Origin of the sequence: Streptomyces sp. NPDC127097, assembly GCF_042724075.1 — a bacterium.
Lineage (GTDB): Bacteria > Actinomycetota > Actinomycetes > Streptomycetales > Streptomycetaceae > Streptomyces.
Genome location: NZ_JBHXFI010000049.1, coordinates 1 through 14634 on the forward strand (window position 1 = coordinate 1; position 14634 = coordinate 14634).

17 protein-coding genes are annotated in these 14634 nt (G+C 73.0%); 10 read left to right on the forward strand and 7 right to left on the reverse strand.

Annotated elements, in window-relative coordinates; genetic code table 11:
* Positions 1-327 precede the first annotated feature (327 nt).
* The 3 genes from ACFWJW_RS28835 (at position 328) to ACFWJW_RS28845 (ending at position 3376) form a co-directional block, all read left to right on the forward strand.
* A complete protein-coding gene (locus ACFWJW_RS28835) occupies positions 328-1926 on the forward strand; it encodes an ABC-F family ATP-binding cassette domain-containing protein (RefSeq protein WP_387246930.1) in 1599 nt (532 codons plus the stop codon).
* A 335-nt stretch (positions 1927-2261) separates the two neighbouring features.
* Complete coding sequence (locus tag ACFWJW_RS28840) at positions 2262-2483, forward strand: helix-turn-helix domain-containing protein (RefSeq protein ID WP_006606369.1); 222 nt, start codon at positions 2262-2264, stop codon at positions 2481-2483.
* Between the two features lie 113 nt (positions 2484-2596).
* Complete coding sequence (locus ACFWJW_RS28845) at positions 2597-3376, forward strand: enoyl-CoA hydratase/isomerase family protein (protein ID WP_387246932.1); 780 nt, start codon at positions 2597-2599, stop codon at positions 3374-3376.
* Positions 3377-3423: 47 nt separating this feature from the next.
* On the opposite strand, the gene ACFWJW_RS28850 is transcribed toward ACFWJW_RS28845, so the two are convergent.
* Positions 3424-4185: a hypothetical protein gene (locus ACFWJW_RS28850; protein WP_387246934.1), complete on the reverse strand. Its 762-nt coding sequence runs from the start codon at positions 4183-4185 to the stop codon at positions 3424-3426.
* Positions 4186-4405: 220 nt separating this feature from the next.
* Here ACFWJW_RS28850 and ACFWJW_RS28855 point away from each other — a divergent pair, with 220 nt between their 5' ends.
* From ACFWJW_RS28855 to amaP, 5 genes are read left to right on the forward strand one after another with little or no spacing between them, the layout of a single operon-like run.
* Entirely contained in the window at positions 4406-4867 is a 462-nt protein-coding gene (locus tag ACFWJW_RS28855; protein ID WP_387246936.1) for an Asp23/Gls24 family envelope stress response protein, read from the forward strand.
* 36 nt (positions 4868-4903) lie between these two features.
* Positions 4904-5098, forward strand: coding sequence for a hypothetical protein (locus tag ACFWJW_RS28860; protein ID WP_085927247.1), 195 nt, complete (start codon positions 4904-4906; stop codon positions 5096-5098).
* A 6-nt stretch (positions 5099-5104) separates the two neighbouring features.
* Positions 5105-5497: a hypothetical protein gene (locus tag ACFWJW_RS28865; RefSeq protein ID WP_387246938.1), complete on the forward strand. Its 393-nt coding sequence runs from the start codon at positions 5105-5107 to the stop codon at positions 5495-5497.
* Positions 5494-6189 carry a DUF6286 domain-containing protein gene (locus tag ACFWJW_RS28870; RefSeq protein WP_387246940.1) on the forward strand — a complete coding sequence of 232 codons (696 nt, stop codon included), beginning with the start codon at positions 5494-5496 and terminating at the stop codon, positions 6187-6189. Before ACFWJW_RS28865 ends, ACFWJW_RS28870 begins: the two co-directional genes overlap by 4 nt.
* 7 nt (positions 6190-6196) lie before the next feature.
* Positions 6197-6802 (forward strand): alkaline shock response membrane anchor protein AmaP, encoded by a 606-nt coding sequence (gene amaP, locus ACFWJW_RS28875; protein WP_387246942.1) that lies wholly within the window; start codon positions 6197-6199, stop codon positions 6800-6802.
* Between the two features lie 42 nt (positions 6803-6844).
* Here the strand turns inward: amaP and ACFWJW_RS28880 are convergent, their stop codons facing one another.
* The 6 genes from ACFWJW_RS28880 to ACFWJW_RS28905 form a co-directional block, all read right to left on the reverse strand.
* A complete protein-coding gene (locus ACFWJW_RS28880) occupies positions 6845-7600 on the reverse strand; it encodes an SDR family oxidoreductase (protein ID WP_387246944.1) in 756 nt (251 codons plus the stop codon).
* Between the two features lie 5 nt (positions 7601-7605).
* Positions 7606-9390: a glycoside hydrolase family 15 protein gene (locus ACFWJW_RS28885; RefSeq protein ID WP_387246946.1), complete on the reverse strand. Its 1785-nt coding sequence runs from the start codon at positions 9388-9390 to the stop codon at positions 7606-7608.
* Positions 9391-9445: 55 nt separating this feature from the next.
* Positions 9446-10333: an SURF1 family protein gene (locus ACFWJW_RS28890; RefSeq protein WP_387246948.1), complete on the reverse strand. Its 888-nt coding sequence runs from the start codon at positions 10331-10333 to the stop codon at positions 9446-9448.
* A 156-nt stretch (positions 10334-10489) separates the two neighbouring features.
* On the reverse strand, positions 10490-10723 hold the full coding sequence (locus ACFWJW_RS28895) for a hypothetical protein (protein WP_006606380.1): 234 nt from the start codon (positions 10721-10723) through the stop codon (positions 10490-10492).
* 63 nt (positions 10724-10786) lie between these two features.
* On the reverse strand, positions 10787-11821 hold the full coding sequence (locus ACFWJW_RS28900) for a DEDDh family exonuclease (RefSeq protein ID WP_387246950.1): 1035 nt from the start codon (positions 11819-11821) through the stop codon (positions 10787-10789).
* 227 nt (positions 11822-12048) lie between these two features.
* Positions 12049-12681, reverse strand: coding sequence for a TetR/AcrR family transcriptional regulator (locus tag ACFWJW_RS28905; protein ID WP_387246952.1), 633 nt, complete (start codon positions 12679-12681; stop codon positions 12049-12051).
* Positions 12682-12854: 173 nt separating this feature from the next.
* Here ACFWJW_RS28905 and ACFWJW_RS28910 point away from each other — a divergent pair, with 173 nt between their 5' ends.
* Positions 12855-13652, forward strand: coding sequence for an acetoacetate decarboxylase family protein (locus tag ACFWJW_RS28910; RefSeq protein ID WP_387246954.1), 798 nt, complete (start codon positions 12855-12857; stop codon positions 13650-13652).
* A gap of 81 nt (positions 13653-13733) precedes the next feature.
* Entirely contained in the window at positions 13734-14627 is an 894-nt protein-coding gene (locus tag ACFWJW_RS28915; RefSeq protein ID WP_387246956.1) for an SDR family NAD(P)-dependent oxidoreductase, read from the forward strand.
* Positions 14628-14634 lie beyond the last annotated feature (7 nt).

Below are 14634 nucleotides of genomic sequence, written 5' to 3' on the forward strand. Positions count from 1 at the left end.
GGGGTGTGGGACGTAAAGCGAAGCAGTCCCACACCCCTACCCCGGAGGTCCGTCACCGCACCCCGACAGCCCCGCGCAGCGGCAACGCCCGCCGCCAGGCGCAACGGCGGGGGAAGCCGCAAGCGTCGGCCGAGGCAAAGCGCGGCGGACCGGCCCGCCGCCAGGCGCAACGGCGAGCAACTACCACGGCGGAAAAGCCAAAAACGTGGGACTTGCCCGGGGCGTTACACTGCCCCCATGGCAGTTCTCCCTTGGGTTCATTAGACGGCGCAGCTCGCCCTCGGACCGTCCGTCCAACCCGCCGTCCCTGACCCTGGAGCTTTTCCCGTGATCACCGCCTCCGGCCTTGAGCTGCGCGCCGGCGCCCGCATTCTCATCGAGTCCGCTTCCTTCCGTATCGCCAAGGGCGACCGCATCGGCCTCGTCGGCCGTAACGGCGCCGGCAAGACCACCCTCACCAAGGTGCTGGCGGGTGAGGGCATCCCCGCCTCCGGCACGGTCACCCGCGGTGGCCAGGTCGGCTATCTGCCGCAGGACCCGCGCACCGGCGACCTCGACGTGCTGGCCCGCGACCGCATCCTGTCCGCCCGCGATCTGGACACCGTGCTGCGCAAGATGCGCGAGAACGAGGACCGGATGGCGAACGGCAAGGGCGCCACCCGCGACAAGGCGATGAAGAAGTACGAGCGCCTGGAGACCGAGTTCCTGACCAAGGGCGGGTATGCCGCCGAGGCGGAGGCCGCGACCATCGCCGCCAGCCTCGGCCTGCCCGACCGCATCCTCGGCCAGCCGCTGCACACCCTCTCCGGCGGTCAGCGCCGCCGCGTCGAGCTGGCCCGGATCCTGTTCTCGGACTCCGACGTCCTGCTGCTCGACGAGCCGACCAACCACCTCGACGCCGACTCCATCGTCTGGTTGCGCGACTACCTCAAGACCTACCGCGGCGGCTTCATCGTGATCTCCCACGATGTCGACCTGGTCGAGACCGTCGTGAACAAGGTGTTCTATCTCGACGCCAACCGCTCGCAGATCGACATCTACAACATGGGCTGGAAGCTCTACCAGCAGCAGCGCGAGGCCGACGAGAAGCGCCGCAAGCGCGAGCGGGCGAACGCCGAGAAGAAGGCCGCGGCGCTCAACTCGCAGGCCGACAAGATGCGGGCCAAGGCCACCAAGACCGTCGCCGCGCAGAACATGGCCAAGCGCGCCGACAAGCTGCTCGCCGGCCTGGAGCAGGTGCGGGCCGCCGACAAGGTCGCCAAGCTGCGCTTCCCGGACCCGGCACCGTGCGGCAAGACCCCGCTCACCGCCGAGGGCCTGTCGAAGTCCTACGGCTCGCTGGAGATCTTCACCGACGTCGACCTGGCCATCGACAAGGGCTCCCGGGTCGTCATCCTCGGCCTCAACGGTGCGGGCAAGACCACCCTGCTGCGGCTGCTGGCCGGCGTCGAGACACCGGACACCGGCGAGGTCCGCCCCGGTCACGGCCTCAAGCTCGGCTACTACGCCCAGGAGCACGAGACCCTGGACCCGGACCGCACGGTCCTGGAGAACATGCGCTCGGCCGCCCCGGACATGGACCTGGTCGCCATCCGCAAGACGCTGGGCTCGTTCCTGTTTTCCGGGGACGACGTCGACAAGCCCGCCGGGGTGCTCTCCGGTGGCGAGAAGACCCGGCTCGCCCTGGCGACGCTGGTCGTCTCCTCCGCCAACGTCCTGCTGCTCGACGAGCCCACCAACAACCTCGACCCGGCCAGCCGCGAGGAGATCCTCGGCGCGCTGCACACCTTCACGGGCGCCGTGGTCCTGGTGACGCACGACGAGGGTGCGGTGGACGCGCTGGAGCCGGAGCGCATCATCCTGCTGCCCGACGGCGTCGAGGACCTGTGGGGCCAGGACTACGCGGACCTGGTCGCGCTGGCCTGACCGAGGCGGATGGATCATGCCGTATGGATCATTCGGCCGATGTGTGATCCATCATCTGAGTGAGAACGGCTCGTACACCGGCGAGTCTGCGGCCTACGGCCGGGTCCTTGGGGCCCGGCCGTTGCCTTTTCGGCCGCACACCACCTGACCTGCCACTTCTCGCGGACGGCCGGACGCGGGCGGCCGCCGGCGCAGCCGGAATTTGCGATTCCGGCCCGTGTTGCCGGGCCTCCGCCGGCAAACGATGTCGTATCGACCTTGCGGAATGGGTGGCCAGGAAGCCGGGGAGGGGTGATCATGAGAGTCCAGAGCGCACTTCCCACGAGGAGGCACGGGTGGCCGAGACTCTGAAGAAGGGCAGCCGGGTAACCGGCGCCGCGCGCGAGAAGCTCGCGGCAGACCTGAAGAAGAAGTACGACTCCGGTGCGAGCATCCGGGCGCTGGCCGAGGAAACCGGCCGCTCCTATGGATTCGTGCACCGGATGCTCAGCGAATCCGGTGTGGTCCTGCGCGGTCGCGGCGGAGCCACGAGGGGCAAGAAGGCCGCATCGGCCTGACGGCCGCGACTCCGGGTGCAGCGGTGTCCCCCCGGTCGACCGAGCAGTCGGCCGGGAGGTTACCGTTCAGTCACTTACGCACGCAGGTGCGGCTGGCTGACTCGGAGGCGCTGATGACTCTGCTCGACAAGGACGGCGTGCGACTCACCGTGGACGATGCGATCGCCACGGTGACCCTCGCCAACGCGGCCAAGCGCAATGCGCAGTCGCCGGCCATGTGGCGGGCGCTTGCCGAAGCGGGGTCGCTGCTGCCGGGAAACGTACGGATCGCGGTGCTGCGCGGTGAGGGCAAGTCCTTCTCCGCGGGCCTCGACCGTCAGGCGTTCACGCCCGAAGGCTTCGACGGCGAGCCGTCGTTCATCGATCTGGCGCGCGGCACGGACGACGTTCTGGACGCCACGATCGCCGAGTACCAGGAAGCATTCACCTGGTGGCGGCGCACCGACCTGGTGTCCATCGCCGCCGTGCAGGGGCATGCCATCGGTGCCGGCTTCCAGCTGGCGCTCGCCTGCGATCTGCGGGTGGTCGCGCCGGACGTCCAGTTCGCCATGCGCGAGACCAGCCTCGGGCTCGTACCGGACCTGACCGGTACCCACCCCCTGGTCGGGCTGGTGGGCTACGCCCGCGCGCTGGAGATCTGCGCCACCGGGCGCTTCGTACACGCCGAGGAGGCCGAGCGGATCGGCCTCGCCAACCTCGTGGTGCCCGGCGACCAACTCGATGCCACCGTGGCCGACTTGGCGGCGGCGCTCACCGCCGCGCCGCGCGACGCCGTCATCGAGACCAAGGCCCTGCTGGCCGGTGCCGCGGGCCGTACGTACGAGGAGCAGCGCCGCGCCGAGCGGGCCGCCCAGGCGCGCCGGCTGCGCGACCTCGCGGGCGTGGGGGAGTAGCACCCCGTACCGCACGGTTCAGCTGCCCGAGCTGCCCGGCCGTGCTCTCACGGAGCTGTCCGGCCGGGCCGGCTCATCAGGTCCACCGCCGTGACCAGCACCGCGACCGTCGAGACCGCGGGCTGCCCGGCCGCCACCGCCTGCCGTACGGCGCAGGCCACATCCAGCGCCCGGTGACCGGGCGCGGTCGCCAGCTGGATCAGCGCATGCCCGTCGGTGAGCCGCACCGGACGGGACGGACCGCCGAGCACCGGGGCCAGCCGGGCCACGCCCGCGACGCCCCGCGCGACGACGGCGACGCCCGCCGCGCCCTCCTGTGTCGCACCGGTCCGGTCACCCGTCGAGGGCGCGGCCGGCGGCACCTCCCTCTGGGGAGCGGAACCGGCTGACGCGCCCTCCGTCGTGGTCTCGTCCGCTTCCAGCAGGCCGCTGACCCGCAGATCCACCACGCCCACCACCAGCCCCAGCCCCTGGATCGACGCCTCCAGCAGCGCCGCGCGGACCTGGTCGGCGAGCACCGGCAGCGGCCGGTCGGCCACCGCGGCGAACTCCGCCTCGATCCGCAGCGGGCCGGGCGGCAGGGCGCTCGGCGGCGCCGGCACCGCCGGTTCCGGGGCGTGGCCGGGGTCGGCGACGGACAGCCGCAGCGAGCCGAGGCGGACACCGGCCGGGGTGTCCGCGGACGCCCGCAGCGCCCCGGCGGCCGCCTGCTCGGTGATCCACGACCCGTCCGCGGGCCCGCCGAGCGGCAGCAGCCGGCCGATCCCGAGCTGTGTGCGGACCGTCTGCGCCCACTGGTTCACGGCCACCGCGTCACCCCTTTCCCGGAAGGTCCCCGGACCGTCTCCGGACACGTCCCGGACCACGCCCCCAGCCTGCCGCAGACCCGCCCGTACGGCAGGGCGGTGGGCCCGGCGGCGCCGTATGGAGCACTCGCCTGCCGCATCCCCGGAGCGGGACGGAGCCACCCGGCCTACTGTGGGCAGCGGAGCGGGCGGACCGCTTCTCCCCGCGGAAAGGGATACGGCGATGAGCGAGAGCCAGCAGCACGCAGAGGGGCCCAGGACGCCCGCCAAACGGGGCGGCGGCGACCCCGCGACCCGGGGGCGGACCACCATCGCCGACGGTGTCGTGGAGAAGATCGCCGGTCTGGCGGCCCGGGACGTCATCGGCGTGCATGCCATGGGCAGCGGCCTCGCCCGTACGCTCGGCGCCGTGCGGGACCGGGTGCCCGGCGGCGGCAGGTCCGCGACCGCGACCCGGGGTGTCAAGGCCGAGGTCGGCGAGGTGCAGACCGCGCTGGACCTGGAGATCGTGGTCGATTACGGCGTCGCCATCGCCGATGTCGCACGGTCGGTCCGGGAGAACGTCATCTCCGCCGTGGAGCGGATGACGGGCCTGGAGGTCGTCGAGGTCAATATCGCGGTCAGCGACGTCAAGCTGCCCGACGAGGAAGACGAAGAAGAGGGAGCGGAGCCGCGGATCCATTAGCCGGGCCCGTCCGGAGTGGCAGCGAAGGAGCGCACGATGAGCATGGCCGTGGTCGGCCTCTTGGCCGGCATGGCGCTGGGCTTCGCCGGATACTTCGGCGGCTTCGGCGCCTTCGTCCTGGTGGCGGCGCTGGGCGCCATCGGGTTCGTGGCCGGCAGGTTCCTCGACGGGGACCTGGAGGCCGGCGATTTCTTCCGTCCGCGCGGCGGCGACCGCGACCGGCGGCGGTGAAGCCGGGTGGCGACGGTGTCCCCGCCCGCCGCTGCCACCGCCGTACCGGCGGGTGAGCGGGGCGCGACCAGAATCGCGGACCGGGTGGTGGCGAAGATCGCCGCACGGGCCGCCCGGGAGGCGCTGCGTGCGGAGTCCCCGCGCGCCCGTACGGACGCCCATGCGACGGTCACCGTGCACCGGCGCGACGACCGCCGGCACTTCGGTGAGGCGCGGCTGCGGATCACCGTGGAGCTGGGCTACCCCTCCGACATCGGTGCACAGTGCCGGGTGGTGCGCCGCCGGGTCACCGAGCGGGTGACGGAGCTGGCGAACATGACGGTGCCCGAGGTCGCGGTGGAGGTCGAGCGGCTGCACTCCCCGCTGCTGGACCGTACGGACCGCGGGAGGGTGCGATGAGCGACGAGGACGCGGAGCGGTCCGACACCCGACGGTTGCCCACGCTCGACAAGACGCCGGACGGGACGGACAAGGCAGGCGGGACGGACGGGACGGGCGGGGCGACACCGTCCGGCGCGGACACCCCGGCCACCGGCACCGCCGGCCACGACCGGGTGCGGCGCTTCCGGTCGGCCCGCCGGGTGCCGGCCGCCCTGGTCGCGCTGGTGCTGCTGGCCGCCGCGGGCCTGTTGCTCTACGACGTGGCCGCGGTGCGCGCCAACCGCCCCGCGATGGCCTGGCGCCGGTGGCTGGCCCACGAACTGGGCACCCGTCACCTCGACAATCCCTGGGTCCTGGCCCCCGCCGCGTTGGCCATGGTGCTGGGTATCTGGCTCATCGTCACGGCCGTCACGCCCGGGCTGCGCCAGGTGCTGCCGATGCGGCCGGCGGCACCGGACGTCCGGGCCGGGCTGGACCGCGCGGCCGCCGCGCTGGTGCTGCGCGACCGGGCCATGGAGGTCGCCGGCGTGCAGTCCGTACGGGTCGCCGTCAGCCGCCGTAAGGCCAAGACGCACGCCGTCTCGCACTTCCGCGAACTGGACGAGGTCCGCGCCGACCTCGACACCTCGCTCGGCGAGGGGCTGCGGCAGCTGGGCCTGGCGCACGAGCTCCGTCTGACCGTGGACGTCCGGCGCCCGAAGAAGAGGTGAGCGAGCGATGCGCAGGGTCCGCGGAAGGGTCAACCGGGTGCTGCTCGGTCTGATCGGTGTGGTGCTGTTCGGCGTGGGCGGCCTGGTGCTGCTCGGCGGCCTCGATCTGCCCGCGAAATGGCACCTCGGACTGCCCGCCGGCTGGCCCTGGTCCCGTCCCGGCCAGGTGCTGCTCCCTGCCCGGCAGCGCACCCGCTGGACGGACCAGGGCTGGTGGTGGCCCGTCGTCATCGCCGCGCTCGCCGTCTTCGTGCTGCTGGTGCTGTGGTGGCTGCTGACCCAGCTCCGGCGGCACCGGATGAACGAGATCCTCGTCGACAGCGGCGACGGCGAGGGCGCCCAGCTGCGCGGCCGGGCCCTGGAGGCCGCCCTGACGGCCGAATCGGAGGCGCTGGAGGGCGTCGACGGGGCCGGTGTGCTGCTGACCGGCCGCCGGGGCGAACCGCATGTCCGGGCCGTACTGGCGCTCGCCCCGCACGCCGACCCGGGGACCGTCGTCCGGCGGCTGTCGGACGAGGCGGTGGCGCACGCCCGCCGCTCGGCCGGCCTCGACCGGCTGCCGGCCGAGGTCCGGCTGCGCGCGGTCAAGCACCGGCCCGAGCGGGTCAGTTAGGGCCTCCGGACGACCGGCCCGGGAGCCGCCGTCCGCCCCGCGTCAGAACCCGTGCCGGGCCCCGCCGTCCACCGGCACCATCACCCCGTTGATGTACGACGCGGCCGGCGACAGCAGGAAGGCCGCGGCCTTCCCGAACTCCTCCGGCAGGCCGTAGCGGCCCAGCGGGATCTCGGCGCAGTTGCGGGCGCGGGACCCCTCGGGGTCGCCGGAGCGCGCGTCGAGCTGGGTCATCCGGTCGGTGGCGATCCGGCCGGGCAGGACGCCGAGCACGCGGATACCGCGCGGCCCCAGCTCGTTGGCGAGCGACTTGGCGAAACCGGCGAGACCGGGGCGGAGCCCGTTGGAGATGGTCAGTCCGCCGATCGGCTCGTACACCGAGCCGGACAGCACAAAACCGATCACCCCGCCCTCGGGCAGCTCGGCGGCGGCCGCGCGGGCCAGCCGTACCGCGCCGAGGAAGACCGACTCGAAGGCCGACTGCCACTGTGCGTCGGTGTTGTCGGCGGCGGTGCCGGGCGCCGGGCCGCCGACGCTGATGAGCACTCCGTCGAGCCGGCCGAAGCGTTCCCGGGCCGCCGCCAGCAGGCGGCCGGGGGTCTCCGGGTCGGCGTTGTCGGCCGCGATGCCCAGGGCCCGCTCGCCGAGCGAGGCGGCCGCCGCGGCCGCGCTCTCCTCGGTGCGTCCGGTGAGCACGACCCGGGCGCCTTCGGCGACCAGTTCACGGGCGGTGGCGAAGCCGAGGCCACGGGTCGCCCCGGTGACGAGGTACGTCCGGTCGGTGAGTCCTAGATCCATGGCCCCTAGTGTGCCCGTGCCCCGTCCTGGAGGCCGAAGGCGGTCCCCACCAGGCCGATATGGCTGAAAGCCTGCGGGAAGTTGCCCAGCTGGCGCCGGGCGGCCGGGTCGTACTCCTCGGACAGCAGCCCCACGTCGTTGCGCAGTCCCAGCAGCCGCTCGAACATCTCCTGGGCCTCGGCCCGCCGGCCGCTCAGCTGCAAGGCGTCGACGAGCCAGAACGAGCAGGCCAGAAAGGTGCCCTCGCCGCCGGGCAGCCCGTCGACCGAGACGCCCTCGGTGCTGTAACGGCGTACCAGACCGTCGTGCGTCAGCTCCCGGCGCACCGTGTCGATGGTGCCGAGGACCCGCGGATCGTCCCCCGGCAGGAAGCCGACCCGGGGGATCAGCAGGGTCGCGGCGTCCAGTTCGCCGGAGCCGTAGAACTGGGTGAAGGTGCCGCGGTCGGCGTCGTAGCCGCGCTCGCACACCTCGCGGCGGACCTCGTCGCGCATCGCCCGCCAGCGGTCGGCCTCCCCACCGAACTTCGGATACGTCTCGACCGCCCGCACCGCCCGGTCGGCCGCCACCCAGGCCATGACCTTGGAGTGCACGAAGTGCCGGCGCGGCCCGCGGATCTCCCACAGCCCCTCGTCGGGGTCGCGCCAGGTGGACTCCAGGTAGTCCACCAGCGCCCGCTGGATGCTCCAGGCGTGCTGCTCGGCGGGCAGCCCGGCCGTGCGGGCGATGTGGAAGGAGTCGAGGACCTCGCCGTAGACATCGAGCTGACGCTGTTCGACGGCGGCGTTGCCGATGCGTACGGGCGCGGAGTCGCAGTACCCGGTCAGCCACGGCAGCTCGGCCTCCGGCAGCCGCCGTTCACCGGCCAGCCCGTACATGATCTGAAGGTCGTCGGGGGCGCCGGCCACCGCGCGCAGCAGCCAGTCCCGCCAGGCGCCTGCCTCGTCCAGATATCCGGCGGAGAGCAGGCAGTTCAGGGTGAGGCTGGCGTCCCGCAGCCAGCAGTAGCGGTAGTCCCAGTTGCGGACGCCGCCCAGCTCCTCGGGCAGCGAGGTGGTGGGGGCCGCCACGATGCCGCCGGTGGGCGCGTAGGTGAGGGCCTTGAGGGTGATCAGCGAGCGCAGCACGGCCTCGCGGTACGGCCCCTGGTAGCGGCAGCGCGCGGACCAGGCGTGCCAGTCGTCCAGGGTGTCCTGGAGCGCCGTGAACGGTTCGATCTGGGTCGGCCGGGGCTCGTGCGAGGGGTGCCAGGTCAGCACGAACGCGGTGCGCTCGCCCGCGGCGACGGTGAAGTCCGAACGGGTGCTGAAGTCCTTGCCGTAGGTGGTGCTTTGGTCCGGGGTGCGCAGCCACACCGAGTCCGGTCCGGCGATCGCCACCCGGCAGCCCTCGGTGGCGCGCACCCAGGGCACCACCCGCCCGTAGTCGAACCGCAGCCGCAGCACCCCGCGCATCTCAACGCTGCCGCTGAGGCCCTCGACGATCCGTACGAGGTCCGGCGCCCGGTCGCGCTGCGGCATGAAGTCGGTGACCCGGACGCTGCCGGTGGGGGTCTCCCAGACGGTGTCGAGGATCAGCGAGTCGCCGCGGTAGGAGCGCTGGGCGCGGGCGTCGGGGGAGCAGGGAGCGAGCCCCCAGTGGCCGTTGTCCTTGCCGCCGAGGAGGGCGGCGAAGCAGGCGCCGGAGTCGAAACGCGGCAGGCACAGCCAGTCGATGGACCCGTCGCGGCCGACGAGTGCGGCGGTCTGGAGATCGCCGATGAGCGCATAGTCCTCGATACGTGGGTGCACTCAGCGCCCCTTCCCGCCGGGAGGGTGCGCTACGCGGTGGTGACGGCTGTCCGGGTTACGGGCTGGCCGGGGCCGGCGCCGCCTCGTCGCCGGCGGCCTCGGCTTCCCCGGATGCGGCGGGTCCCGCAGCGCGCCCGCCGTCGCCCGCGGCCGCGGCGGCCCCGGCTTCCCGGGCCTCTTCGGCTTCCTTGGCCGCGGCCGCCCGGTCGCGGCGCTCACGGCGGACGAGGACGACCCAGCCGACCGGCACCGCGGCGGCGAACAGCCACCACTGGACGGCGTAGGCCATGTGCGGGCCGATGGAGTCGTGGTCCGGCTCGGGGACCAGCTCCGGGGTGTTGTGGGCGGGCTTGGGCGCCGTCTGCTCGATATAGCCGCCGAGCATCGCCCGGCCGGTCCGCTTCGCCTGCTCCGCGCTGTTGATCAGCATGACCTGGCGGGCGGGCAGGCCCCTGGTGTCCTTGATGCCGCTGGCGGCGGTGGTCTCGTCGGCCATCATCCGGCCGGTGACGGTGACCTTGCCCCGGGGGGCGGCCGGGACGTCCGGGAACTTGGTGAGGTCGTTGCCGGCCGAGACCCAGCCGCGGTTGACCAGCACGGCCCGGCCGTCGCCGAGGACCAGCGGGGTCACCACGTAATAGCCGATGCTCTGCTCGTCGGCGGCGGTGCGCTGGCGGACCACGACCTCGTGGGCGGTGTCGTAGGTGCCGGTGGCGGTGACCGTGCGCCACATGTCGCGCCGGGGCAGCTCCCGGCCGGGTGCGGTCAGCGTGGCGACCGGAACCGCGTCGGCATCCAGGCTGCGCGCGATCAGCTGGTTCTGCGCCACCTTGTGCTGATGGCGGTGGAACTGCCAGTAGCCCAGCTTGATCATGACGGGGATCAGCACGAGACCCACGAGGGTGAGGATCACCCACTGCCGGGACAACAGGAAGCGGTACACGGCTTCGACGGTACCTGGGGCGCCGGAGCCGCCGAGCCGGGGGTCCCCCTGGGGGTACCGCCCGGCGTCCGCCGGGGGAGCCGGCCGGGGGCCGGCCGGGTCCGCCGTGCCTGTCCGGGTGGCCGCCCCCGGTGGCCGCCTCGGTTCAGGCCCGCTTCACACCCGGTCGACGATGCCCACTCTGCCGTCGGAGCGGGCGCAGTGCGCGCCGCAGTACCACTTCTGGTCGGCCTCGACGCCCTGCCCGATGATCTGGCAGCGGCAGTGCTCACAGATCGGCGCCATGCGGTGGATGGCGCAGGCGAAACAGTCGAAGACGTGCACCGCGCCCTGCGCGTGCACCTCGAACGTCATGCCGTATTCGTTTCCGCAGACCTCACAACGTGCCATGCGCCACAGCGTGCGGGCGCCGCCCGCGCGCGGCGCGGTGCCGACGGGTGTGTTGGGCGGGCTTCACCCGGACGCAGGCGCCGGCTCCACGTCCTGGAGCAGCTGCATGAAGGCCGCCTCGTCGATGACGACCGTGCCGAACGAGGCGGCCTTGGCGGTCTTTGAGGTCCGGGCGTCGGGGTCGTTGGTCACCAGCAGGCTGGTCAGCCGGGACACGCTCGTGGCGACATGCAGCCCCGCCTCGATCGCCCGGTCCTCCAGCAGCTCACGGTCCACGGAGGTGTCACCCGAGAAGGCGACCCGCATCCCCTGGACCAGCCGGCCGCCGGACTCGTAACGCCCCGGATTGGGGTACGGGCACGCCGGGCGCTTACGGGACGGCCGCCAGGACGTGGGGCGGTAGGACGACGGGGCGGCGGCACGCTGCCGGGGCGCGGGGGTGTCCGACCACTCCGTCAGCGGCTGGCAGCTGAGCAGCGGCAGCCGCAGATTCTCCTGCGCGGCGCGCCGCAGACTGGGACGGAACGCCTCGGCCAGCACCCGGGCGTCGTCCAGCGCGTGGTGGGCGCGCTCCTGCACCACGCCGTAATGGGCGGCGAGGGACTCCAGCTTGTGGTTGGGCAGCGGCAGCCGCAGTTCCTTGGACAGGGCGATGGTGCAGAGCCGCTGCTGCACCGGGGCGGTCGCCGCGGCGCGGGCGTACTCGCGGGCGATCATCGACCAGTCGAACATGGCGTTGTGCGCGACCAGCACCCGGTCCGCCAGGCGCCGGGACAGCTCCGGGACGATCTCCGGGAAGAGCGGGGCATCGGCGAGCACGGCGCTCGTGAGCCCGTGGATCCAGACCGGCCCGGGGTCCCGCTGCGGGTTGACGAGGGTGTACCAGTGGTCCTGGACGTCGCCCTGGGCGTCGAGTTGGTACACGGCTGCCGAGATGATCCGGTCGTCGCGGGCCAGGCCCGTGGTCTCGACGTCGACCACCGCGTATCCCTGTGGATACGCGGACGGCCAGGGAGCCGGCGGCGTCTGCGGGCCCGGCTGCTGCCCGATCTTCGGCGCGATCGGGTCGGCGGCTGCTGCCATGCGGTCTTCGAGCATGGTCACTGAGGATACGGGCCACCACTGACAGCCACCGAACCGCATCGGATCCCCTGGGAGTGACACACACCTGGCGCCCCCGCAGTTCGCGGGTGGGTGGGGGAGTTGACGGGGTGTGGGCGGCGGGGAAAAAGAGCAGGCATGCGCGGCCGGGGAAAAAACAGCAGGCCCTGGAAAGGGGCATACGGAAGCCTCCGGAAGGAAGCAGGCAAAGCGCCCTTCCCCGTTCAGGAGCCGCCCACTCCAGTCGAGAGCAGTGAGCTCACCAGCGCCTCCAGTGACACGGTGAACAGCCGGCCGGTGTCGGCCGGGCCGGCCAGTGCGCGGGCCAGGGCCGGATCGTGCTCGGCGGTGGGGGAGTCCCACAGCTCGCCCTCGCTCGGACGCTGTTCGGGTGACCGCTCGCGGTTGCGCTCGACCAGGACGAAGCCGACGACCTGGAACTGGACCGCCCGCACCGCCTCGGCGGCCGTCTCGCCGCGCAGCCCGGCGGCGTGCATCTCATGGACCAGCGCCTGCTGCGCCGGCAGGAACATCCGCTCCGTCAGGCCGCGTTCGTGCACCATCGCGATCAGCTGAGGGCGCTCGCGCAGCGCCGAGTGCAGCGCGCGGGCGACCGACACGACGCGGGCGTGCGGGGTGTCCCCGGTGGGGTGGATCTCGCCCATCTCCCGGACGGTGCGCTCGACGAGGGCGTCCAGCAGCGATTCGCGGTTGCCGACGTGCCAGTAGATGGAGGTGACGGCGGTGCCCAGTTCCGTGGCGAGGCGGCGCATGGTCAGCGCGCCGGGGCCGTCCGCCCGCACCAGCCGGGCGGCGGCCGTCAGCACCTCTTCGCCGGTCAGCGCGGTACGTGTCATATTCCCCCACTGCCCCCATCCACCCATCGCTCAACTATCGGTCGACTATCGGTCGACTATCGCTCAACTCCCGTGCCTACACAGCCCTTTACCCCTCATCCCGCTCGGTGTAACAGTGTTACAGACGCCTCGCACGACCCCCGCAAGTCACCGACGACGAAGGGTGGTACGCCATGGCACGCATACGCTACGGAGCACGCACCGCGGCGGAGATCACCGCGGCACGCACCGCGAGCTCCAAGCTTCCCGAGATCTGGTCCACCGGTGTGCTCGCCGTGTGGGAGAGCGACCCGGAGGCGGTCGCGGCCGTGCTGCCGCCGCCCCTCGAACCCACCGGACGCCCGCTGGTCCGGGCCACCGTCAGCAAGGTCGAGCTGCCCGGTTACCCCCTGGGCGCCGGCTCGGTCGCCGTCGCCGCCGCCCACCGCGGCGTCGAGGGCTGGTATCCGCTCGTGATGCCGATGACCCATGAGCGGGCCCTGACCGGCGGGCGGGAGGTCTTCGGCGAACCCAAGAAACTGGGCGAGGTCACCGTCGAGCGCGACGGCCCGGTGGTGCGCGCCGCGCTCGCCCGGCACGGCATCGCCTTCGTCGAGGTACGCGGCGCGGTGAGCGGACCGCTGCCGGTCCCCGAGCCGGTCCGGAAGACCGACTTCTACTTCAAGTTCCTGCCCGCCGTGGACGGTTCGGGCTTCGACCTCGACCCGGTGCTGGTGCACTGCCTGCGCCACGAGAAGGTCCGCAGGCTGGAGCGGATCACCGGCGATGTCGTCCTGCGCGAGTCGATGTACGACCCCGTCGCCGACCTCCCCGTCCACACCCTCGTCGAGCTCACCCTCGGCGAGAAGACCACCGACCAGCAGGGCCGGGTCGTCGAGCGGGTGAGCGCCGAGTCCCTGCTGCCGTACATCCACCAGCGCTACGACGATCCGCAGCAGCTCCTCGACGGGCCGCCCGAGGGGAGTGCCTGATGCCGGTGCTGCCCGGAGAGCAACGCCGAGCCCCCGGCCGGAGAAGCGGCCGGCCCCAGCGGCACGGAGAGGGGAGCGGGCATGGAGCTGACCGCGGGACAGGTCGCGGTCGTCACCGGCGCCGCGAGCGGCATCGGCCTGGCCATGGCGCGCCGCTTCGCCGCGGAGGGGCTGCGGGTGGTCCTCGCGGACGTCGAGGAGGAGCCGCTGCGGGCCGCCGCCGACGAGCTGACCGCGGACGGCGCCCGGGTCCTGGCGCGCACCGTGGACGTCGGGGTGCGTGCCGAGGTCGCCGCCCTCGCCGACGCCGCGTACGACACCTTCGGCGCCGTCCATCTGCTGTGCAACAACGCGGGGGTGGGCTCCGGCGCCGAGGGGCGGATGTGGGAACACGAGCCCAACGACTGGGCCTGGGCGTTCGCGGTGAACGTCTGGGGCGTCTTCCACGGCATCCAGTGCTTCGTTCCCCGGATGCTGGCGGGCGGCGGCCCCGGCCATGTCGTCAACACCTCCTCGACGGACGGCGGCGTCGCCCCGCTGCCCACCGCGTCCGTCTACGCCGTCACCAAGGCGGCCGTGGTGACCATGACCGAATCGCTCTACGCCCACCTCAGGGCCGAGCGCGCCCCCATCGGCGCCTCGGTGCTCTTCCCCGGCCCGCACATGCTCCGCACCGGCCTGTGGGAGTCGCACCGCAACCGGCCCGCGCGCTACGCCAAGTCCCGGCCGCGCCGTACGCCGTACCGCAGCCTGGCGCAATGGGAGGCGGCCATGAAGGAGGCCGGACAGGAGGTCGCCTTCACCCCCGTCGAGGACGTCGCCGCGCAGGTCGTGGACGGCGTCCGGGCGGACCGCTTCTGGCTGCTGCCGCCCGCCGCGCACACCGACGCGCAGATCCGGGCGCGGTCCGCCTCGATGCTCGGCCGCACCGCCCCCGACTACCTGGAGCACTTCATCCTCGACCCGGACGACTGAGGGAGGT

What these genes read in the sequence shown, in the direction of transcription:
- ACFWJW_RS28880 (WP_387246944.1), bottom strand. Translation starts at nt 7,600, where the DNA reads ATGGATCTAGGACTCACCGACCGGACGTACCTCGTCACCGGGGCGACC.
- ACFWJW_RS28845 (WP_387246932.1), top strand. Translation starts at nt 2,597, where the DNA reads ATGACTCTGCTCGACAAGGACGGCGTGCGACTCACCGTGGACGATGCG.
- amaP (WP_387246942.1), top strand. Translation starts at nt 6,197, where the DNA reads ATGCGCAGGGTCCGCGGAAGGGTCAACCGGGTGCTGCTCGGTCTGATC.
- ACFWJW_RS28895 (WP_006606380.1), bottom strand. Translation starts at nt 10,723, where the DNA reads ATGGCACGTTGTGAGGTCTGCGGAAACGAATACGGCATGACGTTCGAG.
- ACFWJW_RS28860 (WP_085927247.1), top strand. Translation starts at nt 4,904, where the DNA reads ATGAGCATGGCCGTGGTCGGCCTCTTGGCCGGCATGGCGCTGGGCTTC.
- ACFWJW_RS28870 (WP_387246940.1), top strand. Translation starts at nt 5,494, where the DNA reads ATGAGCGACGAGGACGCGGAGCGGTCCGACACCCGACGGTTGCCCACG.
- ACFWJW_RS28910 (WP_387246954.1), top strand. Translation starts at nt 12,855, where the DNA reads ATGGCACGCATACGCTACGGAGCACGCACCGCGGCGGAGATCACCGCG.
- ACFWJW_RS28905 (WP_387246952.1), bottom strand. Translation starts at nt 12,681, where the DNA reads ATGACACGTACCGCGCTGACCGGCGAAGAGGTGCTGACGGCCGCCGCC.
- ACFWJW_RS28900 (WP_387246950.1), bottom strand. Translation starts at nt 11,821, where the DNA reads ATGCTCGAAGACCGCATGGCAGCAGCCGCCGACCCGATCGCGCCGAAG.
- ACFWJW_RS28855 (WP_387246936.1), top strand. Translation starts at nt 4,406, where the DNA reads ATGAGCGAGAGCCAGCAGCACGCAGAGGGGCCCAGGACGCCCGCCAAA.
- ACFWJW_RS28915 (WP_387246956.1), top strand. Translation starts at nt 13,734, where the DNA reads ATGGAGCTGACCGCGGGACAGGTCGCGGTCGTCACCGGCGCCGCGAGC.